General features: G+C 67.3%; 24 protein-coding genes and 2 pseudogenes. 21 read left to right on the forward strand and 5 right to left on the reverse strand.

Annotation, left to right across the window (positions count from 1 at the left end; translation table 11 throughout):
- Positions 1–502 precede the first annotated feature (502 nt).
- From ACHMXA_RS18335 to ACHMXA_RS18430, 20 genes and pseudogenes are all read left to right on the forward strand, one after another.
- Positions 503–1,408, forward strand: a complete 906-nt coding sequence (locus ACHMXA_RS18335) for a class I SAM-dependent methyltransferase (RefSeq protein WP_395316082.1) — start codon at positions 503–505, stop codon at positions 1,406–1,408.
- Positions 1,409–1,484: 76 nt separating this feature from the next.
- The gene (locus ACHMXA_RS18340; protein WP_395316083.1) at positions 1,485–2,234 is read left to right on the forward strand and encodes a peptidoglycan DD-metalloendopeptidase family protein; all 750 of its coding nucleotides are present in this window, start codon (positions 1,485–1,487) and stop codon (positions 2,232–2,234) included.
- A 143-nt stretch (positions 2,235–2,377) separates the two neighbouring features.
- Positions 2,378–2,560, forward strand: a complete 183-nt coding sequence (locus ACHMXA_RS18345; protein ID WP_176664056.1) for a hypothetical protein — start codon at positions 2,378–2,380, stop codon at positions 2,558–2,560.
- A 116-nt stretch (positions 2,561–2,676) separates the two neighbouring features.
- Positions 2,677–3,812: pseudogene (locus tag ACHMXA_RS18350) on the forward strand (exonuclease SbcCD subunit D).
- Positions 3,809–6,451, forward strand: a complete 2,643-nt coding sequence (locus ACHMXA_RS18355; protein ID WP_395316084.1) for an AAA family ATPase — start codon at positions 3,809–3,811, stop codon at positions 6,449–6,451. The pseudogene ACHMXA_RS18350 and the gene ACHMXA_RS18355 overlap by 4 nt, the downstream one beginning before the upstream one ends.
- A 246-nt stretch (positions 6,452–6,697) precedes the next feature.
- The gene (locus tag ACHMXA_RS18360; RefSeq protein WP_176664058.1) at positions 6,698–6,844 is read left to right on the forward strand and encodes a hypothetical protein; all 147 of its coding nucleotides are present in this window, start codon (positions 6,698–6,700) and stop codon (positions 6,842–6,844) included.
- Positions 6,845–6,860: 16 nt separating this feature from the next.
- Positions 6,861–7,445 carry a prepilin peptidase gene (locus ACHMXA_RS18365; protein WP_176664059.1) on the forward strand — a complete coding sequence of 195 codons (585 nt, stop codon included), beginning with the start codon at positions 6,861–6,863 and terminating at the stop codon, positions 7,443–7,445.
- A gap of 33 nt (positions 7,446–7,478) precedes the next feature.
- The gene (gene cpaB / locus ACHMXA_RS18370; RefSeq protein WP_395316085.1) at positions 7,479–8,321 is read left to right on the forward strand and encodes a Flp pilus assembly protein CpaB; all 843 of its coding nucleotides are present in this window, start codon (positions 7,479–7,481) and stop codon (positions 8,319–8,321) included.
- Between the two features lie 91 nt (positions 8,322–8,412).
- Complete coding sequence (locus ACHMXA_RS18375) at positions 8,413–9,906, forward strand: type II and III secretion system protein family protein (protein ID WP_395321317.1); 1,494 nt, start codon at positions 8,413–8,415, stop codon at positions 9,904–9,906.
- 11 nt (positions 9,907–9,917) lie between these two features.
- Complete coding sequence (locus tag ACHMXA_RS18380; protein WP_395316086.1) at positions 9,918–10,205, forward strand: hypothetical protein; 288 nt, start codon at positions 9,918–9,920, stop codon at positions 10,203–10,205.
- Between the two features lie 136 nt (positions 10,206–10,341).
- The gene (locus ACHMXA_RS18385) at positions 10,342–10,551 is read left to right on the forward strand and encodes a Flp family type IVb pilin (RefSeq protein ID WP_056518492.1); all 210 of its coding nucleotides are present in this window, start codon (positions 10,342–10,344) and stop codon (positions 10,549–10,551) included.
- Between the two features lie 106 nt (positions 10,552–10,657).
- Positions 10,658–10,837 carry a Flp family type IVb pilin gene (locus tag ACHMXA_RS18390; protein ID WP_395321319.1) on the forward strand — a complete coding sequence of 60 codons (180 nt, stop codon included), beginning with the start codon at positions 10,658–10,660 and terminating at the stop codon, positions 10,835–10,837.
- Between the two features lie 103 nt (positions 10,838–10,940).
- Positions 10,941–11,117, forward strand: a complete 177-nt coding sequence (locus ACHMXA_RS18395; RefSeq protein ID WP_395316087.1) for a Flp family type IVb pilin — start codon at positions 10,941–10,943, stop codon at positions 11,115–11,117.
- A 42-nt stretch (positions 11,118–11,159) separates the two neighbouring features.
- The gene (locus tag ACHMXA_RS18400) at positions 11,160–12,425 is read left to right on the forward strand and encodes a pilus assembly protein TadG-related protein (RefSeq protein ID WP_395316088.1); all 1,266 of its coding nucleotides are present in this window, start codon (positions 11,160–11,162) and stop codon (positions 12,423–12,425) included.
- Between the two features lie 17 nt (positions 12,426–12,442).
- Positions 12,443–12,901 (forward strand): TadE/TadG family type IV pilus assembly protein, encoded by a 459-nt coding sequence (locus tag ACHMXA_RS18405; protein WP_395316089.1) that lies wholly within the window; start codon positions 12,443–12,445, stop codon positions 12,899–12,901.
- A complete protein-coding gene (locus ACHMXA_RS18410; RefSeq protein WP_395316090.1) occupies positions 12,898–13,344 on the forward strand; it encodes a TadE/TadG family type IV pilus assembly protein in 447 nt (148 codons plus the stop codon). Before ACHMXA_RS18405 ends, ACHMXA_RS18410 begins: the two co-directional genes overlap by 4 nt.
- A 31-nt stretch (positions 13,345–13,375) precedes the next feature.
- Complete coding sequence (locus tag ACHMXA_RS18415) at positions 13,376–14,527, forward strand: AAA family ATPase (protein ID WP_395316091.1); 1,152 nt, start codon at positions 13,376–13,378, stop codon at positions 14,525–14,527.
- Between the two features lie 55 nt (positions 14,528–14,582).
- Complete coding sequence (locus ACHMXA_RS18420; RefSeq protein WP_395316092.1) at positions 14,583–15,959, forward strand: CpaF family protein; 1,377 nt, start codon at positions 14,583–14,585, stop codon at positions 15,957–15,959.
- 69 nt (positions 15,960–16,028) lie between these two features.
- Entirely contained in the window at positions 16,029–16,979 is a 951-nt protein-coding gene (locus tag ACHMXA_RS18425; protein ID WP_395316093.1) for a type II secretion system F family protein, read from the forward strand.
- A gap of 12 nt (positions 16,980–16,991) precedes the next feature.
- Complete coding sequence (locus tag ACHMXA_RS18430) at positions 16,992–17,906, forward strand: type II secretion system F family protein (RefSeq protein ID WP_395316094.1); 915 nt, start codon at positions 16,992–16,994, stop codon at positions 17,904–17,906.
- Positions 17,907–17,987: 81 nt separating this feature from the next.
- On the opposite strand, the gene ACHMXA_RS18435 is transcribed toward ACHMXA_RS18430, so the two are convergent.
- The 5 genes and pseudogenes from ACHMXA_RS18435 to ACHMXA_RS18455 all read right to left on the reverse strand — a co-directional run bounded on the left by ACHMXA_RS18435 (position 17,988) and on the right by ACHMXA_RS18455 (position 23,804).
- Positions 17,988–18,674, reverse strand: coding sequence for a response regulator (locus tag ACHMXA_RS18435; protein ID WP_395316095.1), 687 nt, complete (start codon positions 18,672–18,674; stop codon positions 17,988–17,990).
- 65 nt (positions 18,675–18,739) lie between these two features.
- On the reverse strand, positions 18,740–20,422 hold the full coding sequence (locus ACHMXA_RS18440) for a sensor histidine kinase (protein ID WP_395316096.1): 1,683 nt from the start codon (positions 20,420–20,422) through the stop codon (positions 18,740–18,742).
- Between the two features lie 334 nt (positions 20,423–20,756).
- Positions 20,757–21,236 carry a hypothetical protein gene (locus ACHMXA_RS18445; RefSeq protein ID WP_395316097.1) on the reverse strand — a complete coding sequence of 160 codons (480 nt, stop codon included), beginning with the start codon at positions 21,234–21,236 and terminating at the stop codon, positions 20,757–20,759.
- A gap of 339 nt (positions 21,237–21,575) precedes the next feature.
- Positions 21,576–22,958 carry a DUF5666 domain-containing protein gene (locus tag ACHMXA_RS18450; RefSeq protein WP_395316098.1) on the reverse strand — a complete coding sequence of 461 codons (1,383 nt, stop codon included), beginning with the start codon at positions 22,956–22,958 and terminating at the stop codon, positions 21,576–21,578.
- Positions 22,959–22,972: 14 nt separating this feature from the next.
- A pseudogene (locus tag ACHMXA_RS18455) lies at positions 22,973–23,804 on the reverse strand (DUF6502 family protein).
- A gap of 309 nt (positions 23,805–24,113) precedes the next feature.
- Between ACHMXA_RS18455 and fusA the strand changes: the two are divergent.
- The gene (gene fusA / locus ACHMXA_RS18460) at positions 24,114–26,174 is read left to right on the forward strand and encodes an elongation factor G (protein ID WP_395316099.1); all 2,061 of its coding nucleotides are present in this window, start codon (positions 24,114–24,116) and stop codon (positions 26,172–26,174) included.
- Positions 26,175–26,180 lie beyond the last annotated feature (6 nt).

Raw genomic sequence — 26,180 nt, forward strand, 5'->3', positions numbered from 1 at the left:
GAAGCTGGAACCTGTTTTTTCGTGTGTTCATCCTAGGGTGTTTCCCGCAGCCGATGTGTGTACTTTAGGCCCTGGTTACAACTGGATAATGTTATTTCTGAAACGTACTACCCGAATCGTCCAGTACGAGGTAACTGATGCGCCATCGATGGTGAAAAAGCGGTCCGGCGGCCCATCTCGGGTGCCGCAAGAGCGCGGTCGAGGAGGGGTACTCCTGGGGAGACTTCAGGCGAAGCAAGGGGGCGGCACGAGGGAAACGAGGGCGAGGGGCGCCTCGGCGGGCCGCCGCGCCGCCGTCTCGGGCGCGGGCCTCGCTTCACTTGCGAGCGAGGCGGAAAGTGCACCGGAAGTGTGTCGAAAAATGAAACATCCTCCCGGAGCCGACTGTTATGAATTGCCGATGCCTGTAACCGTATAAGAAATATCTGTACAAAATCAGGAAATTGAAAAAACTGGTGAGGATGCGCTGTTCGCGCCAAATCCAATTCACCAGGTCCTGACAATGCTCGGCGACATCCTATTACCCGATGTAGTTCCGGAGCGCCGCGGCCATTATCTGGAATCAATTCTTCCCGGTAATTCGGATGCATTGACAGCCAACGCGATCTACTTCGGCAATGAGGCGTGGGCGCGGGAATATCTCGGCTCCTGCCACCGGGACGAACACTTCCGCCGCCGCTGGCTGGCCGCCTGTGGCGACTGGACGGACAAGGTCGTCATCGACCTGGGCTGCGGGCCGGGCAATGTCTTCGCAACGCTGGGCGGCATGCCGAAATTGCTCATTGGCGTCGACGTGGCAGCGGGCTCGCTGGAGCTTGCCGCGATCGAGGGCTACATCGCGGTGCTGGCGGATGCCGCGCACACGCCGTTCCGCTCGCAGGTGGCGGACATCGTCGCCATCAATGCCACGCTGCATCACTGCGACGACATGAAGGCGGTGCTGGAGGAAGGCGCCCGCCTGGTGAAGCCCGGCGGCCTGCTGATCACCGACCACGATCCCCAACTGACGGCCTGGGACTACCGCGGACTGGCCCGCCTGTTGTGGAACATGCGCCTGTGGGTCTACCGGGCGATGGGGCGCGGCGTCCACAAGACCGGCAGCCGGCAGTCGTGGTGGCTGCGCACGGCAATACACCACCGGCCCGGCGATGGCGTGACGAGGGAGTTCTTCGAGGCCACGCTTGCGCCGCTTGGCTTCGAGGTGCGCGTGCATCCGCACAACCACCAGGCGGGAGCCCGGGTCCTGGACGGAGAGGCCGGACCGATGCAGTGGAAATACCGCCTGGGCAGCCTGCTGTCGGGCCGCGACCCCGGCGCGCCCTCCAGCGCGCTGTCGCTGATGTGCATCGCCAGGCGCACGCGCGCGAAAAACCCCGCGGCCGGCCGATCGCCCGGCCACTGCTGGTAGCCTTCCGGATTCTTCGAGCGCGGCCACGGGACACCGGGGCGCGCGAGATCCAGGTCATCCAGGAAGGAATCCGCTAGTGGTTGTTGTGACAGGAAGGAACTGGCGCGCCGGCGTGGTGCTGGCCGCGGCATTGATGGTGGCGGCGTGCTCCACGTCGCCCAAGGCACCGGTGGCAGGGCCGGGCGAATACGTCGTCCAGCCGGGCGACACGCTCTACCGCATCGCGTCGAAGTCTGGCCGTTCGCCGGGCGACATCGCGCGCTGGAACAACCTGCAGGACCCGGACAAGCTGGAAGCAGGACAGGTGCTGCGCGTGGTGCCGCCGGGCGGCGGCGCTTCTTCCGGGGCATCGCCCGAGCCGTCCGCGGGCAGGAGCCCGGGCGCGGAACGTCCCGAACGTGCCGAGCGCCCCAAGCCTCCCAGGGCCGTGGCGCCGGAGCCGGCCGCGCCGCCCGCATCGAGGCGCAGCGACTGGGCCTGGCCCGCGCCGGGCCAGGTGATCACCGGCTTCAACGGCAGCAGCAGCAAGGGCATCGACATCGGCGGCAACACCGGCGACCCGGTGGCGTCCATCGGCGCGGGCAAGGTGGCGGTGACGGAAACGATGCGCGGCTATGGCAGCGTGGTCATGGTCGACCACGGCGGCTCGTACATGTCGGTCTACACCAACCTGCGCTCGGTTCAGGTCAAGCAGGGCCAGCAGGTGAAGCAGGGCCAGAAGCTCGCCGAGATCGGCAGCCCGGACGCCGGACGCGCCAGGCTGCACTTCGAGATCCGCTACCGCGGCAATGCCGTCGATCCGCGCCAGTACCTGCCGGCACGGTAGGAAGGGCCGGGCCGGACGCGTTCGCGCGCGTCCTTGCCCGTGGCGTCCTGCTCTGGCGAACGGCATCCCCCGAATTGGCGATACCGCGACGCCCGCGAAGTACGCAGACTTCCGCTCCTGATTCTGTATACATGGGGGCGTAGATGGAAGTCGTGCACTGGGTGTTCCTCGTTCTTGGCAGCGCGCTGGCCCTGACCACGCAGTGGTTCCTGATCGCGCCGTTCAGCCTGGACTGGCAGCCGCTGCGCGCGCAGATCGTCGCGCAGGCCACCCAGGCGGCCGCGCTGCTGGAAGAGTGCGCAGCGACGGCCGACTCCACTGCCTAGCCCGTCGGGCCCCGCACGGGGCGGCGGTCGACGTCGGACCCGGAGCGCGCCATCTAAGATGCGCACTCTTCTCGAACGACGTATGCAGACGCGGTAGGCAAAGGGGGCCACGACGCATGATTTCTTTGCTCCACACCGCGGACTGGCAGATCGGCCGCGTTTTCTCCCAATTCGAACCCGACGACGCCGCCGCGCTGTTCGAGGCGCGCTTCAAGGCGGTGGAACGGCTGGCCGCCATCGCGGCCGAGCGCAAGGTCGATGCCGTGCTGGTCGCGGGCGACGTGTTCGACCTGCAGACGGTGTCGGACAAGACCATCCGGCGCATGTTCAACGCCATGCAGGGCTTCGCGGGGCCCTGGCTGCTGATCCCCGGCAATCACGATTCGGCACTGAGCGAATCCGTCTGGAGCCGCGCGCAGCGGCTGGGGGGCCATCGCGCCGAACATCGCCTGCTGCCTGGAGCCCAGGCCCCACGTGGTGGCGGGCAAGTTCACGCTGCTGCCCGCGCCGCTCACGCAACGCCACACCTACGGCGACCTCACCGAGTGGTTCGCCACCGCGGAGCTGGAAGACGAAAGCCTGCCCCGCATCGGCCTCGCGCACGGCAGCGTGCAGGGCATCCTGCCGGAGGACATCGACTCGGCCAATCCCATCGCCGCCGGGCGCGCGGCCCAGGCCCGGCTCGACTACCTCGCGCTCGGCGACTGGCACGGCACGCGGCGGATCGACGATCGCACCTGGTACGCGGGCACGCCCGAGACCGACCGCTTCCGGGCCAACGATTCGGGCCAGGCGCTGCTCGTGGGCATCGAGGGCGCTGGCGCGGTACCGGTGGTCGAGCCGGTGCGCGTGGGCCAGTTCGACTGGCAGCAGTGGGAGCCGCGGCTCGCGGTGCCTTCCGACATCGACGAGCTGGTGCGCAAGCTTCGAGCAGATCGGAAACGGCGACGTGCTGCAGCTGCGCGCCCAGGGCACTTGCGACCTTGCCGGCCACGACCGGCTGGGCGCCGCGCTCGATGCAGCCCGCGCCAGGGCCCGCGCGCTGGTGTGGGACGGCGAGGCGCTGCGGCTGGAGCCGACCGAGGACGACATCCAGGCGCTGCACGCCGACGGCTTCGTCGGCGAGGCGCTGCAGGCATTGCGCGAGCAGCAGGGCGACGCCGATGCGGAACTGGCACGCGACGCGCTGCTCACGCTCGCACGCATCCTCGGCGCGCAACAGGGTTCTTCGCACGCGGGAGCCAGCGCATGAGCATGAAGCTGCAGCGGCTTCGCATCGAGAACTTCAAGCTGTTTCGCGCGCCGTTCGAAATCGACGGCTTCACGGACGGGCTGAACCTCTTCGCGGCTCCCAACGAATCGGGCAAGTCCACCGTCGCCGAGGCGATACGCGCCGCCTTCTTCGAGCGGCACCGCTCCAGCGCCGTCGAGCACCTGCGGCCATGGGGCGAGAGTTCGGCCACGCCCATGGTGGAAGTCGATTTCGAACTCGACGGCAAGCCATGCCGGCTCACCAAGGCCTTCCTGGGCAAGAAGCGCTGCGAGCTGGTGATCGACGGCAGGACCATGGACGGCGCGGTGGCCGAAGACCACCTGGCGGCGCTGCTGGGCTTCCGGTTTCCGGGCAAGGGCGCCAGCACGCCCGAGCACATGGGCATTCCGGGCCTGCTGTGGATCAGGCAGGGCACTTCGCACGACATCGCCAGCGCGGTGGGTTTTGCCAGCGACCACCTGCGCAACGCGCTCGGCGAATCGCTGGGCGAACTGGCTGCCAGCAACGGCGACGCGGTCCTGAAGGCGGTGGAGGCCGAGCGCAACGAGCTGCTCACGCAAAGCACGGGGGTTCCGCGCGGCGCCTTCGCCGAGGCCAACAAGCTGCGCGGGGAACTCGAAAAGAAGCTGGAAGAACTGCTTGCCGACGTCGAGTCCTACCGCTCGGGCGTGGATCGCCTTTCCGGCCTGCGCCGCGACCACCAGCGCGACGAGGCAGCGAAACCATGGACGGCATTGCGCGAACAGCTCGTCGTCGCGCAGCAGCGGCTGGAAGAGGCCAGGGGGCTGGACCAGAAGAAGACCGCGCAGGAGGCCGCGCTGAAGCAGATCGGCGCCCAGGTGAGCTCGTGGCGCACCCAGCTCCAGGCGATGGAGCGCGAGGAAGCGACGCTCGCCCAGCGCGAGAAGAACCTGCAGGCGACGCAGGAAGGCCTTGCCCGGGCCCTCGGCGAACTCCAGGCCTGGGAACCCCGTCAGGCCGCAGCGGTGAAAACCGATGCCGCCGCGCGCGAGAACCTCCGCCTGGCGCGGCAGGCGGCATCGCGCATCGCGCAGGAAAAGGCCGTCGAAAGCCTCTCCGAGCAGCTCGACGCACTCCGGCAAAGCCACGAGAAGGCACGAAGCGAGCAGGAGAAAGTCACCCGACTGCAGGCCGAGGCGCAAGCGCTCGCGGTTCCCGAAGCAGAACTCAGGCGCCTGCGCCATTGCGCGGAGACGCTTCGCACCGCGCAGGCCCGGCTCGACGCCGTGGCCACCGCGCTGGAGTTCGACCTGCAGCCCACGGCGAAGGTCCGCGTGGCCGGCGTGGAGCTGGGCGGTGCTCGGCGCCAGACCGTCATCTCCCGGACCGACATCGAGATCGAAGGTGTCGGCCGGATCAGCGTGCTGCCCGGCGGCGCGGATCTCGATGGCTTGGCCAATGAGCACGGCCGCGCCCGCGACGAACTCGCGGCGCTGCTTCAGGGCCTGCGCGCCGAAAGCCTCGCCGCCGTCGAGGAACGCGTGCGGCAGCAGGCGCTGCGCAAGAGCGAAGCCGCAGCGGCCGAGGCCGTGCTCGCTGCCCTGGCGCCCAAGGGGCTGGGCGCGCTCGCCGCGGACATGGCCACGCGCGAGGCCCGTCTCGCGGAAGCCAGGAAGGCGCTGCAGGACATGCCGCCCGCGCCAATGAACGATGCCGAGTCGCTCTCGAGCGCGCAGGCCGAGTCGCAGGAACTCGCTGCGCGCGCCGCGCTGGAAGCGGCATCCGCCGCGCTCAACGACGCGAAGGTGGCGGCCGGGAATGCACGCGAGCAGGTCAAGGCTGCCGAGGACGAGCTCGCGGCGGTCAAGGCCACGCTGGAAGATCCGGCCAGGGCCGGCAGGAAGGCGGAAGCCGGCGGCGCGCTGACCGATGCTCTCGCGCAGCAGTCGGCCGTCCAGGACAAGGTGGCCGAACTCACCCGGCAGCTGCAGACCATCAACCTGCCGGTGCTCGCGCAGGACGTGGAGCGGCTGGAGCGCAGCGTGCGGCAGGCGGAAACCACGCACAACCAGCGGGCCACCGAGATCACCCGGCTGGAAGCCGAGCTCGAGGCGAGGGGCGCCCTGGGCCAGGAAGAAGCAGCCTCGGAAACGCGGCGCGAATTCGAACACGCCACGCGGCGCTGCGCGGAACTCGAACGGCGGGCGAGGACGCTCGACCATCTACTGAAGCTGCTGCGCGAGAAGCGCTCGGCGCTGGCGCAGCGCCTGCGCGCGCCGCTGCAGAAGCATCTGGACCACTACCTGCAGATCCTCTTCCCCGGCGCGCAGGTGGAGGTCGGCGACGACCTCTCGCCGGGCCGCATCACGCGGCAAGGGCTGCGCGGCGTCCAGGGCGGCGCCTTCGAGGAACTCAGCGTGGGCGCACGCGAGCAGATGGGCGTGGTCGCCCGGCTGGCCTACGCGGACCTGCTGCAGGAAGCGCGCAAGCCGACCCTGCTCATCCTCGACGACGCTCTGGTGAACACGGACGAAGAGCGCCTGGGCCAGATGAAGCGGGTGCTGTACGACGCGGCGGCCCGCCACCAGATACTGATCTTCAGCTGCCACCCCGAGGCCTGGCGCGATCTCGGCGTGGTCGCGCGCAGCATTCCCTGAGCTCCCTTCCTGCGGCACGGCGGCGGCCATAGGCCGTTCGGCCATCGGCCGCTTGTCACGCCGCGTCCCGGGTGCTTTGTCATGCCCGGGAGCCCGCGCGCACGGGGGATTTGACTCCCTCACAAAAGGGCGCCTTGCTCATGTGCGGAAACGGCGCGATTCCTACAGTCATCCCCAAGGCCCAACACCTCTGCCCATGCCGGGCAACAGGTGGTCCGGGCCGGCAACGACAACCGGGGAATCTGCATGGAACCGCTCGCACTGCTGCCGACGACCTTCATGAACCTTCTGCGCGAAGACGCGGGAATGTCGTTCATGGAGTTCGCGCTGATCGGCGCGCTGGTGATGGTGGTTTTCATGCTGCTGATGCTCGCCATCCGGCGCAGCGCCTGAACCCGTGGAGCCCATCATGCAAGAACTCGACGCCGTTCTCGAACTGCTGGCGATGCTGGCCACCGACGTGCGCACAGTCGCGCTTTTCGCGCTGCTCGCCGTGGCCGCGGTCAGCGACTGGCGCTTCTACCGCATTCCTAACTGGCTGACCTTCGGCGGCGCGCTCTTCGCGCTGGTCTACGGAACGATGGCCGCGCGCACGCCCATGGCCGGGGCGGCGAGCGCCTTCGGCGGACTGGGCGTCGGCTTCGCGGCGATGGTGCCGTTCTACGTCATCGGGGTCATGGGCGCCGGCGACGTCAAGCTGATGGCGATGGCGGGCGCCTTCATCGGGCCAGAGCAGACGCTGATGGCCGTGCTCTTCACCTTCATCGCGGGCGGCCTGGCGGCCATGGCCTTCGCCATCCACCGCCGCCGCGTCGGACACATGCTGGCCAACGTCAAGGACGCCGCACAGGGCGTGATGTTCTCCAGCATCGCCGGAATCCGCCCCTCGGGGCGAATCGATGCCAGCCAGTCCGTGGGGAAGCTGCCCTACGGCATCTGCATCGCAGCGGGCACGGCAATCGAAGTGCTCGCGCACCAGCTGGGCTACGTCTAGCCCTCTCATCCCTTACCTGCGACGGAGGTTCACATGAAGAACATCAAGGCGATCGGGCTGATCCTGCTGGCCCTGCTGACGGGCCTGGCGGCAGCCGTCTACGCGGCCGGCTGGATCTCCAGACAAGGCGGCATCGCGTCCAACAAGGTCGTGGTGGCCGCGGTCGACATCGAACTGGGCAGCCGCGTCAACGCTCAGATGCTCACCACCGTCGACTGGCCCAGCGGCTCGGTGCCCAGCGGCTCGTTCAGCGACATCAAGGCGCTGCAGGACCGCGTGGTGAAGGTCGGCGTGCTGCGCGGCGAGGCGCTCATGGAGGGCAAGCTGGCCCCGGTGGGCACGCAGGGCGGACTCTCTGCGGTGATCGCCAGCGGCAAGCGGGCCATGACGGTGCGCGTCAACGACGTGGTGGGCGTGGCGGGCTTCGCGCTGCCGGGCAACTACGTCGACGTGATGGTCAACGCCCAGCAGGACAAGGGCCGCGGCGAAGAAGCGCTGCAGATCAGCAAGACCGTGCTCGAGAAGGTGCTGGTGCTGGCGGTGGCGCAGGAAGCCAACCGCGACGACACCAAGCCCAAGGTCGTGAGCGCCGTCACCCTCGAGCTCTCGCTCGAGGACTCCGAAAAGCTCGACCTGGCCCGCAGCGTGGGAACCCTGTCGCTGGTGCTTCGCAACCAGATGGACAAGACCACGGTTGCCACCGACGGAATCACCAAGGGCCAGCTCTTCGGCGCGAAGGAGATCGTGCAGGTCTCCACCGCCGCGGCGCCGGCTCCCGCCCGCCCGCGTGCCCGTCACGCAGGCCCCGCCGCACAGCCGGCTTCCCAGTGCGTGGAGGTGATCCAGCACTCGGGCAGCTCGCTCACCTGCTTCTGAACCCAAACGACAGGAGGAACACCAAGTGCGCCATATCTCCACAAAACTCGCCAGCCTGCTGGCGACCCTCGCGACCGCGGCGACTCCCGCCATGGCCGCGGAGGTCGCGGCAACCGCCTCGGCCACGGGCGCCATGCCCGCGGCAGCAGTCTCCTCGACGTCAGCCGCCGCCGCGGCTGCGACGGGCAACGCCGGCCCGGGCGGCAGCCGCCGCTGCACGGCCATCATTCCCGACGACCAGCCGACCCAGGCCGTGCTGGGCAAGTCGGTGGTCATTCCGCTGAAGGCGCGCGTGGTGCGCATCGTGGTCAGCGGCCAGCCGCCCGCCCGGGCCCCTGTGCCTGCCGCCGCGGCGGCAGCCGTGCCGGCTGGCATGCAGCCCGCCCAGGCCCAGGCTGCGAACGCGAACAGCGGTGACGGCGTCGCGGATGTCGACGTGACATTGCTGAGCCCGACCGACCTGTTCTTCCGCGGCCGCCAGGCGGGCTCGATGAACGTGGTGCTGCAAAGCGCCGACGGCACCTGCTACATCAAGGACGTGATCGTCACCATCGATCCGCTGGCTCTGCAGGCCAAGCTGGCCGAGCTGATGCCCGACGAGCGCCGCATCCGCGTTCGCAGCGCCGAGAAGTCCATCGTGCTCACCGGCGAGATCAGCGACGCGCTCAAGCTCGACGACGTGATCAGCCTGGCCTCGGCCTACGGCGCCGACGGCAAGAAGGTGGTGAACCTGCTGCGCGTCGCTACGCCGCAGCAGGTGATGCTCGAGGTGAAGATCGCCGAGGTCAGCAAGACGCTGCTCGACCGGCTGGGTTCGCGCGTGGGCATTGCGCGCACCGGCAACGGCGGCCTGAACAACTACTCGCTGATCTCCAATTTCCTGAGCACCGGCGCCGGCCTGGCGCAGGCGCTGCGCATCGGGCGGACCTCGCTGACCATCGACGGCCAGAAGGACGACGGGCTCGTGCGCATCCTCGCAGAGCCGAACATCATGGCCATCAGTGGACAGCAGGCCAGCTTCCTGTCGGGCGGCAAGATCTTCATCCCTGTGGCACAGAGCGCCGCGGGCGGCGGCGGGACGAACATCACGCTGGAGGAGAAGGAATTCGGCATCGGGGTCAAGTTCACCCCGACCGTGCTCAATGGAGACCGGGTCAACCTCAAGATGGTGTCGGAGGTGTCCGACCTGTCTCAGACCGGTTCACCGTTCACCACTGTCGGAGGTGTCACGGCCGTGCTGCCTTCGCTGACCGTGCGGCGCGCGGACACCACCGTGCAGCTCAACGACGGACAAAGTTTCGTCATCGCCGGGCTCATCAAGGCCAACGTGACGGAGTCGGTCAAACGCTATCCAGGACTGGGCGAGGTGCCAGTGATGGGCGCGCTCTTCCGCAGCACCGAATTCCAGAACGAGCAGACCGAGCTGATGTTCGTCATCACGCCGCGCCTGGTGCGTCCGCTGGCCGAGTCGCCGCGGGTGCCGACGGACAACCACGTCGTTCCGAGCCGTGCCGAGGTCTATCTCAACGGCGCGCTCGAGAGCTCGACCCCGGCCCCGGCCGCCCCCGCCAGCGAAACCCCGTGAGGAGCACCGTCATGTTCATCATCAGATCGATCACCGTCGGGCTCGTCTGCCTTCTCGGCGCCAGCTGCTCGACCGTCACGCCCAACTACGACGCGCGCTTCGGCGACGCGGTGCGGGACGCAAAGAAGAAGATGACCATCAACCCGAACGCCGGCAAGAACGGCGACCCCGTCACCGGCATGGACGGGCGCGCATCGCGCGAGGCGATGCACCAGTACCAGGAGTCGTACAAGACGCCGCCGCCTGCGGTCAACGTCATCAACATCGGTGGCGGCATCGGCAGCGGATCGGGGAAGTGACAGGCCGCGTTTCGCGGATTCGTTCCACATCAGTCTTCTCATGGAAAGGAGAGCGCCACGAATCGAAACGAACTTTCTTCCCCACCCGCTTTTTCAACCTGATTTCCAACCGTTCAAACCTTGAAAGGAAAGAACCATGAAAAACTTTCTGAAGGCCATCGGCCAATCGACACGCGGCTTCATGCTCGAGGAAGAAGGCGCACAGGTCGTCGAGTACGCACTGATCATCGCGGTCGTTTCCATCGCGCTCGTCATTGCATTGAGGGCTCTCACCACGGGCGCAACCTTCACGAACTTCATCAGTCGCGTCAACGTGTGCCTGAACGGGCCGGGGCCGTGCGTGTAAGCAGCGTTCGGGGAGGGGAGCGAGCCGGGCCTTCCGGTCCGTTTCGTTCCACCCTCTCGTTCGCTTTCACGTGGCTCTTTCTCCACAACGAACCGAGGTCATGACCATGTTCAAGAAATTCCTGACAGACGAAAGCGGTGCTCAAGTCGTGGAGTACGCGCTGATCATCGCCGTCGTCTCCATTGCGCTGGTTATTGCACTGCAGTTGCTTGCCAGCGGGGCACCCTTCACGAACTTCATCAGTCGCCTGAACGTGTGCCTGAACGGGCCGGGTCCCTGCGTCTAAGTGGCGTTCGGGGAGGGGAGCGGAGCGGGCCTTCCAGCTCGCTTCGCCCCACGCTTTCCCGGTTCCACATGACTGTTTCTCCACAAGCGCCGAGGTCATCACCATGTTCAAGAAACTCCTGAAGGACGAAAGCGGTGCCCGTGTCGTGGAGTGCGCGCTGATCATCGTCATCGTCTCCATTGCACTGGTGCTCGCGCTGCAGCCGATGTTGATTGCGGCAGGTTTCGACTCCGCCGTCGCCCGGGTTGCCGTCTGCCTGAGCGGCTCCGGTTGCATGTAAAGCAGACGACGTCTTCTCCATCGTCCAACAGGAAGACCGATCATGAAAGCCAATCGTCCCCATCACCGCCAGCGTGGCGCGATGATCGTCACCGCCGCGCTGCTCCTGTTGTTTCTCCTGGGTTTCATGGGCATCGCGCTCGATTTCGGCCACTTGTTCGTCGTGAGAACCGAACTGCAGACGGCGGTCGACAGCTGCGCCCTTGCAGCGGCACGCGAGCTCGATGGGCAAAGCACGGCCCTCACGCGAGCCGTGAGCGCGGGACAGACGGCAGGCAATGCCAACCGCGTGAACATGCAATCGAGCACCTGGGGCGGGCAGGGCCAGATCGTTGCGGCAGACATCACGTTCCGTGACGCGTCCTACGCCGTTACCACGGTGCCCGCCGCGGCACGCTACGCCCAGTGCGCGCATACGCAGGCGAACATCAACATCTGGCTCATGAAGGCGATGGGTCCGTTCTCGGGCAACACCGCAGGAAATCCCGCGACGCGCAGCGTTGCCGCGAGCGCGGTCGCCACCCGTGCCAGCGCACAGAGCGCATGCCCCATTCCAGTCGCAGCGAAGCCCAAGGCCGGTGGCACGGCACCGAACTATGGGTTCGTCGTGGGCGAGTGGGTGACGCTCATCATGGCGCAGAACGCCGCCGCCGGCGGGCAAATCGGCTGGGCCAATCTCGACGGCAGCAACAGCGCGTCGGAGACCGAAGCCGAGCTCAACGGCCGATGCGGCGCCAAGGTCGGCGACACGGTGGGCACGCCAGGCGTACAGACCTCCGTGGCCGACGTGTGGAACCAGCGCTTCGGCATCTACAAGAACAGCAGCGACCCGAGTACGGCACGGCCCGACTACACCGGCTACGCCTACACATCGCTCAACTGGCCCGCGCAGTTCAACGCCTACAACGGCCCCGCCCCGGGCTCCGGGACTGGCCAGAACTACGTGACCAAGCGCGCGGCCTTCGCGTCGTGCGCGGACACCGGTACGAAGGTGAAGGGCGCGAACAGCTGCGAATCGATCACCGGGCTCTCGCTCAACAGCTTCCAGAACCTGGCCGCGCCGGGCAACGTCAGCGGAGGACACATGCAATACGGCCTGGATCGCCGCTTCGTCACCGTGCCGGTCATCGACGGCGGCAACCATGTGATCGACTATCTCTGCATGCTGATGCTGCAGCCGCTGAGCATCCCGATGACCGACGTGCAGCTGGAATTCCTCGGCAACGCCGGTGCGACCGGCAGCCCCTGCACCACCAGCGGGCTGGCGGGCGGGACGGCGGGGCCGCTGGTTCCTGTTCTCGTGAGATGAGAGGAAAGGAGCACGCCATGAAAAAGTTCCGTCGCATGCAGCGTGGCGCAGCGCTGGTCGAACTCGCACTGATCATTCCGCTGCTGTTGCTGCTGACTTTCATCACCACCGAGTTCGGCCGCGCGATGTACGAGTACAACGCAGTGGTCAAGTCGACGCGCGACGCCGTGCGCTACCTGTCGGTGCAGACGCCGGGAACGAAAATCACCGAGGCGCGCAACCTGATCGTGTACGGCAACACGGCCGGCACCGGTTCGCCGCTGGCGCGCGGACTGAGCCTGTCGAACGTGCCGGCCGCCAGCTGCTGCACCTGGCAGTCGGCCGGTGCGAACCCGATCATCACCACGGTCACGGTGCGCGTCACCGGCTACTCCTTCCATTCGCTGTTCCGTTCGGTGATGGGCGTCGCCTTCGCGGATGCGAACGGCAACATCGCTTTCAGCGACATCACCGCCAGCATGAGGGCGCCATCATGAGAAGAAGCAACCGCTCCGCTCGCCGTGGTCGCGGCGCGACTACGGTCGAGTTCGCGCTGGGCCTGATCATCTTCCTGATGTTCACGCTGGGCATCGTCGACTTTGCACGCATGCTTTTCACCTGGAACGCAGCCCAGGAAGCAACCCGCGCCGGGGCCAGGTACGCGGTGGTGTGCGACGACACGGCCCAGCAGGCCCTTGTGCTCGCGCGCATGAAGGCGCTGCTGCCTCAGATCAGTTCGGTGTCGGTGGTGTGGTCGCCATCGGGCTGCACTGCCTCGACCTGCCAGGGCGTCACCGTGAGTATTACCGGGCTCAACTACCAATGGATCTCGCCGATCGCGGGCGCGGCCGGGCCATTGATCGCGATGCCGAGCTTTCCCACCTACCTGCCGCGCGAGGTCATGCGCAAGGACCCGAACAGCCCGGCTATCTGTTCATAGCCATCCAGTCACCAACGCAACGGGCAAGACCATGAAGATCTCCATCATTTCCCCCAATGCCAGCCATCTGCAGGACATGCGCAAGGTGCTGGAGGCACGCTCGCACACCGTGTCGCTGTTCGAGGGCGGCAAGAGCCGGATGCAGTGGGTCGTCGACAAGGCGGCGCCGGATCTGCTCCTGGTCGACGGCATGTGCTGCGACCCGCAGGAACTCAACCTGGTGGAAAAGCTCACGCTGCAACATCCGTCGATCGCGGTGGTGCTGCTGTGCGCGATGCAGACACCGGAGTTCCTGCTCCACGCGATGCGCGCGGGCGTGCGCGAGGTGCTGCCGTCGCCCGCCGACACAGCTGCACTAGAAGCCGCCGTGGAGCGCATCGCGCACAAGATGGCTGGCGCCCAAGCGCGCGCGCCGGGGCAGGTGGTGGCGTTCATGCCCTGCAAGGGCGGCAGCGGGGCGACCTTCCTTGCGACGAACATCGCGCACCAGCTCTCGAAGGAGCGCTCGGTGCTGCTCGTGGACCTGAACCTGCAGTTCGGCGATGCGCTGTCTTACGTGAGCGACCTGCGGCCCTCCTCGACGATGGCGGACGTGGCCCGCGACATCGGCCGGCTCGACGCTTCGCTGCTTTCCGCAAGCGTGGCGAAGGTGTCGCCGAGCTTCAGCATCCTCCCGGCACCCGAGGACATTTCGCGTGCGATGGACGTGAAGGCGGAGCACATCGACGCGATCCTGCATGTTGCGCAGGGCATGTACGACTTCGTGCTGTTCGACCTGGGCCCGCGCATCGACACGCTCTCGATCCGCGTGCTGGACCGTGCCGACCGCATCTTTCCGGTGCTGCAGCCCAGCCTGCCGCACATCCGCAACGTGACGCGGCTGATGCATGTCTTCAAGTCGCTGGGCTACCCGCCCGGCAAGGTCGAGCTGCTGGTGAACCGCAGCGTAGGTGGCGGGGAGATCGGACTTTCGGACATGCGCCGCTCGCTGGTGGGGGCGACGCTCACGATCGTGCCCGACGGTGGCAAGGACGTGGATGCGTGCATCAACCGCGGCGTGCCGCTGGCGGAAATGTCGCGCAACGGCGCGCTCGCGAAAAAGCTGGCGGACATCGCGCACGCGCTCAGCCCGCGGCAGGAGGCGGAGCCCGGCTTCATCGGACGGCTTTTCCGCCGCGCGTAAGCGGGCACCGCCAACGGACAAGCATTCATTTCATTCAACAGCAAGGCAGGTCCCCATGTCATTCAGAGAACAGCTCAATGCCGTCGAAACCGACGCCGGTGCCGCCGCGCGGCCTGTGGGGCAGGCCGCCGAGCAGGCCGTGTCGCCCTTCGCCTCGGACGCCTACAAGTTGCTCAAGGAGCGCATGCACCTGAGGCTACTCGAGCGCTTCGACCTAGCGGCGCTCGAAACCCTGAAGCCCGACGTGCTGCGCCAGGAAATCTCGACCATGACCACGCGGCTGCTGCAGGAGGAACCGGAGGCGCTCAACGACATCGAGCGGCGAACGCTGATCCGCGACATCCAGCACGAGATGCTCGGCTTCGGCCCCATCGAGCTGCTGATGGCGGACCCGTCGGTCTCGGACATCCTGGTCAACTCACACGAGAAGATCTACGTGGAGCGCCGGGGCCGGCTGGAGCTGACCAACGTCAGCTTCACCGACGAGAAGCACCTGCTGCGCATCATCGACAAGATCGTCTCGCTGGTGGGGCGGCGCATCGACGAGTCGAGCCCTATGGTCGACGCGCGGCTACCCGACGGTTCGCGCGTGAACGCGGTCATTGCGCCGGTGGCGCTCGACGGGCCGATGATGTCGATTCGCCGCTTCGCCAAGATCCCGCTGCGCATGGAGAACCTGGTGAACGATCTCAAGACGCTGACGCCGCAGATGGCGCAGATGCTCGAGGGCCTGGCCCAGGCGAAGGTCAACATGCTCATTTCCGGCGGCACGGGCGCCGGCAAAACCACGCTGCTGAACATTCTCTCGGGCTTCATTCCGCCGAGCGAACGCATCATCACCATCGAGGATGCGGCAGAACTCCAGCTGCAGCAGCCGCACGTGGCGCGCATGGAGACGCGGCCGATGAACATCGAGGGCAAGGGCGAGATCACGCAGCGCGCGCTGGTGCGCAACGCGCTGCGCATGCGGCCCGACCGCATCGTGATCGGCGAAGTGCGTGGCGCCGAGGCGGTCGACATGCTGCAGGCCATGAACACCGGCCACGAAGGCTCGCTCACCACCATCCACGCCAACACGCCGCGCGACGCGCTGGCACGGCTGGAGAACATGATCGGCATGGCCAACCTGAACCTGCCGCACCGCACGGTGCGCCAGCAGATCGCATCGGCCATCACCGTGATCGTGCAGGTGCTGCGGCTGGTGGACGGGCGGCGCAAGGTCACGAGCATCCAGGAGATCACCGGCATGGAAGGCGAAGTGGTCACCATGCAGGAGATCTTCAACTTCCACCAGACCGGCATGGGTCCCGACGGCCAGGTGCGCGGGCATTTCCGCGCGACGGGCGTGCGGCCGAAGTTCGCGGAGCGGCTGCATGCCTACGGCGTGGAACTGCCGGACACGATGTTCGACCCCGACAAGCACTACGAATGACCTGACCAGCCAAGGAACAGGAGACCATCATGCTCAACAACCTGGGGGGACACCCTCATCACCATCACCGTGCTGGTGTTCGTGACCGTGCTGCTCATGCTCGAGGGGCTCTACATGCTGTGGCGCTCCTACAAGGGGCCCGAGGCGCGCAAGATCGAGAAGCGGCTGCAGGCGTTCTCGGCGGCGATCGACCGCACGCCGCAGGCCCACCTGGTCAAGGAGCGCATGCTCAGCGAGGTTCCCTGGATGCAGCGCGTGCTGCTGGCGCTGCCGCGCGCGCACCGGCTGGACCGCTTCATCCTGCAGGCGGGGCTGGACTGGACGGTTTCCAGCTTCTTGCTGGTTTCCTGCGTGCTGGGCGTGCTCGGGTTCTTCGCCATGATGACGATGGTGCACCAGTCGCTTCTTGTGGCGCTGGTGGTGGGGGGCTGCCTGGCGATACTGCCGGCGCTCTACCTACAGCGCCAGCGCAGCCGACGGCTGACCCGCATGGAAAAGCAGCTTCCCGAGGCGCTTGACCTGGTGACGCGCGCGCTGCGTGCGGGGCACTCGTTCGCCAGCGGCGTGCAGATGATCGGCGAGGAGATGGCCGAGCCCATCGCGGGGGAGTTCCGCATGGTCGCCGACGAGGTGAACTTTGGCGTCTCGCTGCAGCAGGCCCTGACCAACCTCAGCGAGCGCGTGCCGCTCACCGACCTGCGCTACTTCGTGGTGTCGGTGCTGATCCAGCGCGATTCGGGCGGCAACCTGACGGAGGTGCTGGGCAACCTCAGCCGGCTGATCCGCGACCGGCTCAAGCTGCTCGCACGGGTGCGGGTGCTGTCTTCCGAGGGGCGGCTGTCGGCCTGGATCCTCGGGCTGATGCCGTTCGCGCTGGCGGCACTCATGAACGTCTTCAATCCCGAATTCATGGCTCCGCTGTGGACCGACCCGATCGGCCAGACGGTGCTCAAGTACATGCTGGTGGTGATGCTCGTGGGCGTCGTGCTGCTGCGCATGATCGTGAAGATTCGCGTCTGAAGGAGAAGGGCCATGACCATGCTGTTTCCCATCCTCGTCTTCCTGGCCGTGTCGCTTGCGATCATCGGACTGGCCGTCTGGCTGTCTCCCACGCGCACCGAGCAGCGCCTGCAGGCGGTGGCGATGCCGGCGGGCAAGTCGGCCTGGACCGAGACCGCCGTCAAGCTCGTCGGGCCCTTCGCGCAGCTCTCGTCGCCCACCAACGACGCAGAGCTGTCGCCGCTGCGCGTGCGCTTCCTGAACGCGGGCATTCGATATCCGGATGCTTACCTCGTGTACTTCGGCATGAAGACGCTGCTGCCGCTGGGCCTTGCCGCGCTGGCATACGTTGGACTGAGGGCGACGGGAGCTGCGGAAGACAGCACGGTGATGCTGCTGTGGCTCGCCGTGGCGGCACTGGGTGGGTGCTACCTGCCCAACCTGGTGTTGCGCCTGATGATCCGTTCGCGCCGCCGCGAGATCTTCGAGAATTTTCCGGATGCAGCCGACCTGATGCTCGTGTGCGTGGAAGCCGGGCTAGGGCTGGATGCCGGGCTGACCAAGGTCACGGACGAAATCCAGGTCAAGAGCCAGGCACTGGCGCAGGAACTGCACTGGACCAACCTGGAGATGCGCGCTGGTGCCACGCGCGAGAAGTCGCTGCGCAACCTGGCACTGCGCACTGGCGTAGAGGAGATCGGCACCTTCGCGACGATGCTGGCGCAGGCGGACCGCTTCGGCACCAGCATCGGTGAGTCGCTGCGCGTGTTCTCGGAGGATTTGCGCCACAAGCGCCATGTGCGCGCCGAGGAACAGGCGGCCAAGGTGCCCACCAAGATGCTGCTGCCGCTGGTGCTGTGCATCTTTCCGTGCATCTCGCTGGTGATCCTGACGCCGGCCGTGATCCGCATCATCCGGATGGTCATGCCGATGCTTTCTGGGACCTGAGCGTTTTCTGTCTGTCAAAAGCTGAAAGCCCTGCGCGCCGGCCTCCGGCGCGCAGGGCTTTCAGCATTTCTCTTTTTTTCTTCAATGCGGGGCGGCGTCGAGCTGGTGCTTGACCGCATAGATGTACAACTCGAGCCGGTTGCCCACGCCGAGCTTCTGGTAAATCGAGGTGAGGTGGTTGCGCAGCGTGTGCTCGGTGACGAAGAGCTTCGCGGCCAGTGCCTTGTTGGAGGCGCCGCTGCCGGCGACGACGGTGTGGATGATCTCGCGCTCCTTCTGCGTCAGGCTGGCCCGCTTGGCGGCCTCGGGGTCGGCCTTCTGCGGCTTCTTCACTGCAGTGAGCTCGTAGAAGACGCGGCCGATGGATTGGGCGTCGACGCAGAGTTCGCCGTTGTAGACGCGTTCGATGGCGTCGATCACCTCCTGGGCCGGGGCGTCCTTGCGCATCACGCCGCGCGCGCCGTGCAGCACCGCGAGGTCGAGCGTGCGCTGTTCGCGCTCCGCCGTGAGCACCATGACGCGGGACCCCGCGTTCGACACGAGCTTGGGCAGGATGTCGAGGGCGCAGTGGCCGTCCAGGTCCAGGTCGAGCACGATGACGTCGGGCGCGAGGCTTTCCGATGTCGCCACCGCGTCCTCGCAGCAACGGGCCGTGCCCACCACCTTCATGCGCGGATGCTCGCCATCGATCAGCCTGGACAGGCCCCACAGCATGGTCTGGTGATCGTCCACGAGCAGGACGCCGATGGGGTGGGCAACTGGTTGCATGGTGGGCTCCTTGACTTGTCTTCTCGTCGATGCAGTGCTTGCTGCACGGGGGGTGTTGTTCTCTCTCAGATCGGAATCTCTACCAGCACCGCGGTGCCGCCGCTTTCGCACTGGCGGACCTGCGCCCGCCCGCCGAGGGCCGTGGCGCGTTCGGTGATGGAATGGGGACGGAACTGCGTGAAGCTCTCCTCGCAGGCCTCGTTCTCGATGCTCAGCTGAAGCCGCCCGTTCCTGCAGGCGATGTGGACGCTGCCGTGGCGGGCCTGGGTGTGCTTGCAGATGTTGTTGAGGCCTTCGCCGACCATCTGGAGGACTTCCGCGCTCACACGGTCGTCCAGGTGGAGCGGGCCGTCGACGTCCACGGCGATGTCGATGCCGTAGAGCCCCTTGATGCGCGCGGCCTGGCGGTGCAGTTGGGGCAGCACGAGGCCGCGGGAGCTGTTGGCGCCTTGCCGCACCTCGCCGGCATAGCGGCGCAGGTCGGCGATGACGCCTTCGGCCACGCTCGCGAGCTTGTCGAGGTCTTCGCTCAGCGGGTTGTCGGCGGCGGCCTTCCTGCGCAGCGCGCACAGGCCCATGCGCAGGCCGATGTACGGCTGCACGGCCGTGTCGTGCAGGTCGAGTGCGAACTTCAGCCGCTCCGCCGAAGCGGCCTCGGACGCCATGCGGTCGAGCACCTCGATGGTCTCGATGGTCGGGAAGATCTGTTCCATGAGGTGCGAGAGGAAGAGGGCGTCGGACTTGTTGAAGAGCCCGTCGCGCGACGACACGAAGACCCGTCCCTCGCCCAGCCGCATCGGCAGCGGGGCGCTGATGAAGGCGCGTGCTTCGAGCATGGCGGCGATGGCCTCGCAGCGTTCGGCGCCTTCCTCGTCATCCGTGCGCCAGCCGTCCGTACCGGCTTGGAAGAGATGGCTCTGGGCGTAGAGCTGGCTCAGGGGCCAGGGCAGGTGGTTGCTGAGCACGGTGCAGTCCGGCGCCAGTGCCATCAGCGGAGACTCGGCGATGCGGCCGATCGTCTCCACGCTGACGTGCTCGCAGGTGTCGTCCTTGCGCAGCGTGCGCAGGGTCCAGTTGCCGGTGGAGGTGTCCCGCGTGAGCAGGATGCAGTGGCTCGCCCTGAAGAAGGCCAGCGTCTTCTCCATGGTGCGGGCGATGGTGCGGCCGGCGCCGAAGCGGGGGTTCGACAGCTGGCTGACGTCGCCGAGCAGGGCCAGGCGCCGTTGCAGTCCCAGCTTGGAGCCGCCCCAGTGCACGATCATGTGGCCCAGCGCCAGCAGGAAGGTGCTGCGCATCAGGAGTTGGGGGGCGTCGTTGCCGGTGCTGGTGGCCAGGCCGCAGGCGGCGAACGAAGCGACCGAGGCGATCGTCACCCGGGCGCCTTCCTCGAAGCCCCAGCGAAACGAGGAGGTGAGGATCGCGAAGAAGTAGAAGAGGAAGAAGAGGCTCTGTACGCCGTCGGTCACGAAGATGATCAGCGTGAACCACAGCACGTCGGACCAGTGGATGACCTTGCCCCGGAAATAGGGGCGGCCCATGCGCGTGCAGGCATAGACCAGCAGGCTGTGCAGTACGTATCCCGAAAAGGCCAGCCAGACGGCGCTCTGGATCTGCTGGCGGGAATCCCCGGCATCAACGACGACGGCCAGCAGCGCCGAAACCGACAGCACCAGCCGCATGCGAGCCACCATGAGCGCATCCGCGCCGACGCTGGCGTCGACGTCGGGAGCAGAGGGGCGGGCCAGCATGGGAAAGATTCCTTGGCATGAAGCGCGTCACGCCAGGCGGGCCGTGGGGACGTGGGAGGGTCGGCTCGACCGTGTCATTTTGGAAATCATTCGTCCCACCTGAAAGTGACGTATGTGAAGGTTTCACATTACTACTTTGGTAGTCGAAAACAATGGGGGCGACCGCATCTGCCCAGCTTGTGACGTTTGTTGCATCCAGTAACAACACGAGGTTTGCCTTGGTCACGCGAGCGTTTGTCGAGGAGCGGCCATTCTTGGGATGGGGAGGCGCGCGATATTTGCGGGTACCCGGTCAGTGCGTGGCAGCGAGGCTGTTGCCGAGGCGGGGGATCGGTTACACCCGCCGCCCGACCAGCGCCGTGCGGCCCAAAGGCGTGACCCGCAGGACGACCGCCTGCCTGAATTTCTGCTGGGTCTGCCGGGCGCGGCAGGTGGGGGGAAGCGTGGCTTCGACCATGCCAGCCGCATTCAGCACGGCCACCGAGTTGATGCCGGCTGGGTCGTCCACGCGCAGGGGGAAGACCGAGTTGCCGATCTTGCGCAGGTAGTCGAGCGGCATCACGGGCCAGTCCTGCTCGTCTGCAGAGGCGGCCGAGCGGTCGCCCTTGAGGCTGGCGATCTCCGCGTGTCCTTCTTCGGTGATGGCGAACACCACGGCGCTCTCGTACTGCTGGTAGCCGAAGTGGTCGAGATGGAATTCGGCTTCCACGAGCCCGGTCGCCAGCAGGACGGATGCATTCCTGATGTCCGGGTCGGAGGTGAGCGTGACCGGAAACTTCTCATGCAGGAGCTGGAGGAGGAGGTTGAGCGGCATACATGCTCCTATCTGCACCTTGCGTGCAATTCGAGCCGTGGAGGAGTGGAGACCAGCTGAAAAGCCCACCAGAACCCCCGGTTCGCATCACCTCCTGGGCGCCGCTTCAGGGCGTGTGACGACACCGCGCACTGAAAGCCGCGGCGGCACGAATCCTGTACGTCACGAGGTTCGGGAGCCATTTGCGGTTGAAATGGGATTTTTTCACTTTAGGAATTTCGTTGTACATCAACCCCATGCCTCTGTCGAGAGGGCATGCTCGTCGAACGGAATTTCGGGGGTGATTGGCGAGCGGAGCAGGGCGCCCGGGCAATGCCGGCGCCCTCGTGACGCGTCAGGTCAGGGCGTGAACGTCACCCGCTGCGCGATCAGCACACCGTCGACCACGCGGTCTCCCACGACGGTCACGCGCCGGCCGTTGGCCAGGTCCGAGACGGTGCCATTGACGAAATCGACGGTGCCGCTGGCGTCGACCGGCTGGCCGCGCACCCTGAAGCTGACAGAGACTGGGTCGTATCCCCCGATCGCCCCGATCAGCGTGAACGACGCCGGCCCGCCGGTGCCCGGCACATTGCGGATGCGCAGCTTCTTCACCACCAGCACGCCGCCCGACATGAAGCCGTCCACCTCGACCTTCACACCGTTGCCGAGCGAGTTCGCGGGGCCGCCGGTGATCTGCCCGTTGGTCGCGTCGACCGGCGTGCCCAGCACCTTGAACGAGCCGCGCGAAACGAAGTCGGTGATGACGCCCGCGAGCTGAACGGCGATGCCGTCGCTCACCGGGATCGCGTACCAGCCCTGGATGGTCGTGGCGATGAGCACGCCCGCGGCCGGCGCGGCGGTCCCCCGAACGCGCACGATGGCACCGTTGGAGAGCGACGATGCGTTCATCCCCTGGAAGGCTGCCGTTGCGTAGTCGATCGTCAGCTGGCCGAGCGTGAAGGTCTTGTGCAGCGTGTCGAGGTTCTGCACGGTGCCCGTGACCAGGGGCGCGGTCAGCGTCGGCGCGACCTGGATGCGCGTGGCGCGCAGCGCGCCCGGCGCGCTGGGCAGGCCCCACACCTGGACGATGCCGCCCGCGCGCACGTCGGCCAGGCCGTCCGCGTCGCCCCAGACGGTGGCCGAATCGATGCTGACGACGGTGCCCATCACGACGAAGCTGCCAGCCGAGGTGTCGATGCCCGAGGCCTCGCCCCGCAGCTCGGCAGCCGACTGCACCTGCGTGGCGATGCCGCTCGTGAAGTTGCCGTCGACCTTGCCGGCGACGCGCGCGCTCATGCCGATCTGCAGTTCGCTGGCGTCCTCGATGCTGAAGGTGGCGCTGTCGGTGTCGTAGCGCAGCCCGTTGAGGATGATGCTGCCCAGCCCGTCCGCAGAGCCGATGCCGGCGGCGTCGGCGGTCACGCCCGTGCCGCCCGAACCCACGCCGGAGCCGTCGGTGTTGCTGTTGCCGGCGGTGCTCGTGCCGCCGCCGGTGCTGCCGGTGCCGCTGCCGCCTCCCGTCCCGTCGGAGCCGGTCCCCGTTCCTGCGGCGGCGTCCCCTCCGGTGCCCGTCACCGCCGCGCCACCTGTTCCGGCGCTACCGGCACCAAGCCCACCGGCCGCCAGGCCGCCGCTACTGCCGCTGCCTCCGCCACCGCCGCACGACAGCAGCAGCGCGATGAAGCCTGCGGACAGGAGGCCGAGCATGAATCGCCGCCAGGGGGTCTTGATGTTGTTCATGGCGTGGCTCGCTTTCAGTCAGGTGGTCTCGGTGGTGGCACCGGCACGTTCTCGGCGTTCTCGTCTTCGTAATAGGTGTAGATGCCGACCCGGATGCGCCCCGTCGAGCCGGGCGGGGCGCGGTCGACCGCCTGTGTCATTTCCTGGGCCAGCTCATGGTGCAGGGCGGCCCACCGCTCCCTGACCAGCCGCTGGATCTGCTCGCATTCCCTCAGCGTGAGCCCGCGCGCGTACACCGCGCGCTCGAGCATCCGGGGCTCCTCGCCGAGGGTGTTGGACACGGCCGCCAGCAGGTGGTCGCGGCCGTTGTCGCCCAGGAAGGCGAGCATCGACTGGAGGTCTTCCACCGGCACGAAGCCGTCGGTCGTGAGCTCGACCACGCCTTCCTCCTCGCTCACCATGTTCAGGCGCACCAGTTCGTCGAGGATGGTGCGGTGATGCACGTCGCCGCGGCTGCTCATCCGCGCCACGGCCTCGAAGGAGGGCGCGGCGTTGCCCGCCGTGATGGGCAGGCGCCGGAAGGAGTCGTCCTGGGTCAGCATCTGCAACCACAACGTGAAGGTCTTGGCCGCTGCCGACAGCTCGGTGTGGGGCAGGGGGGTCGACGGTGGCCCGCACCTTGGCGGTCACCGCCTTGCGGTTCAGGCCGGTCGTGATGGACAGCTGGCTCAGGTTGGGCCTGGGCACGCCCTGGAAACGCCAGCTGCGCTGCGCTTCCTCGATCAGCAGGTCGCGCAGCAATTCCTCCAGGTGGGGATGCTTGACCCCCATCGCGAGGGCAAGCCTTACCACCGGGCGAAGAATGCGGGCACAAGCAGCGAGGGCCCAATCCAGCCGGCGTTCCATGAAAGCGAAGGCTATTCCAGAAAGTGCGTTTCAAAAGGCGGCCGCGGCAACTGCCGCCACCGGACGGTTTGCACACTATTGTCCTGCGCAACAGTGTTCATGTGAAAGCTTTGGACTACTGTTTAAGCCCTACGCAGTGCGGCATCGGCGCCTGGTCCACCGGCCGAACGCCTTATGCCGACCCGGCAGGCGAGGGTGCTCGCCGTGGCCTGCTTGCAACAGCCCGTTCAATCCCGTACGCTGGCCCGGCGTCCACGCCCAGCAGCCGGGACCGCCGGGCCGGCCTTGCGGACGCCAAGGAGTCCAGCCATGCCAAGCCGATCGAACGGCCCCGCGGCCGAAATGGAAGCAGTGCGAACGCTGGCGCTCGTCGGCGCCGCAGCCTCCGGCAAGACCTCCCTGGCCGAGGCCCTGCTGCACAAGGCGGGCGCCATCGGGGCCTGCGGCAGCGTCGAGCGCGGCAGCACCGTCAGCGACCACGACCCGCTCGAGCGCCGCATGCAGCACTCGCTCAATGCCTCGGTGATGCACCTCACCCATGCCGGCACCCGCATCCACTTCATCGACACGCCCGGGGGCGCCGACTTCCTCGGCCAGAGCCTGCCGGCGCTGGAGGCGGTGGAGACGGCGGCGGTGGTCATCAATGCCGCCACCGGCATCGAGCCGATGACGGTGCGCATGATGGAGTACGCGGCCTCGCGCCACCTCGCCCGCATGATCATCGTCAACAAGATCGACTCGCAGGGCGTCTCGCTGGCGGGGCTTCTGGCCGACATCCAGGCCGCATTCGGCCGCGAATGCCTGCCGCTGAACCTGCCCGACGGCGTGGGCAGGCAGGTGGTGGACTGCTTCTTCAACCGCTTCGGCCAGTCCGACTTCGGCCCCGTCGAGGCGGCGCACCGCGCGCTGGTGGAGCAGGTGGTCGAGGTCGACGCGGCCTTCGTCGACCGCTACCTGGAAGAGGGCGACGTGAGCCCGTCGGAGCTGCACGCTCCGCTCGAGCAGGCACTGCGCGAAGGCCACCTGATTCCGGTGTGCTTCGTCTCCTCGCGCAGCGGCGCGGGAGTGGCCGAGCTGCTGGACGTGATCGTCAAGCTGCTGCCCGACCCGACCGAGGCCAACCCGCCCGACTTCCTCGTCGGCGAGGGCGCGGAGGCGAAGCCCATGCAGGCCAGGCCCGACCCGGCGCTGCACGTGCTGGCGCACGTGTTCAAGGTCACGATCGACCCTTACGTCGGCAAGATGGGCATCTTCCGCGTGCACCAGGGCACGGTCACGCGCGACAGCCAGCTCTACATCGGCGACGGCCGCAAGCCCTTCAAGGTGGGGCACCTGTTCATGCTCCAGGGCAAGGACCACGTGGAGGTGTCGCGCGCGGTGCCCGGCGACATCGTCGCGGTCGCCAAGGTCGAGGAGATCCATTTCGACGCCGTGCTGCACGACGCTGCGGAAGACAGCCACGTCCATCTGGCGCCGCTGGCGTTCCCGGTGCCGGTGCACGGCCTGGCCGTGGAGCCCAAGCGCCGCGGCGACGAGCAGCGCGCCTGGGAGATCCTCGGCAAGCTCGCCGCCGAAGACCCGTGCCTGCGCATCGAGCACGTGGTCGCGACCAACGAGACGGTGCTCTACGGGCTGGGCGAGCTTCACCTGCGCATCGTGCTCGACCGCCTGCGCGAGGTGTACCGCTTCGAGGTGCAGACGCGCCCGCCGCGCATCGCCTACCGCGAGACCGTGACCGCGCCCGCGCAGGGCCATCACCGCCACAAGAAGCAGACCGGCGGCGCGGGCCAGTTCGGCGAGGTGTTCCTGCGCATCGAGCCGCTGGCGCGCGGCGCGGGCTTCCAGTTCGACGACGAAGTCAGGGGCGGCGCCATACCCAACCAGTTCATCCCGGCGGTCGAGAAGGGCGTGCGCGAGGTGCTGCTGTGCGGCGCGATCGCCGGCTACCCCGTGGTCGACGTCCGCGTGGTGGTGCACGACGGCAAACACCACAGCGTGGACAGCAAGGACATCGCCTTCGCCACCGCCGGCCGCAAGGCCTTCATGGCTGCGATCCGCGAGGCCCGGCCGGTGGTGCTGGAGCCCATCGTGCAGATCGAGATCGACGTGCCCGAGCATGCGGTGGGCGACGTCACCAGCGACCTGTCGTCCCGGCGCGGGCTGGTGACCGGAACATCGACCCTGGGAGCCGGCACCGTGGCCGTCGGCGGGCAGGTGCCGATGGCCGAGCTGGCCAACTACCAGTCGCGGCTCAATGCCATGACCAGCGGCCAGGGGCGCTACACCATCGCGCTGTCGCACTACGAGGCCGTGCCGCCGAACGTGCAGCAGACGCTCACGGACCAGTACCGGGTGCGTGAAGAGGATTAGGGCTGC

Origin of the sequence: Variovorax sp. UC74_104, assembly GCF_044055375.1 — a bacterium.
Taxonomy (GTDB): domain Bacteria; phylum Pseudomonadota; class Gammaproteobacteria; order Burkholderiales; family Burkholderiaceae_C; genus Variovorax.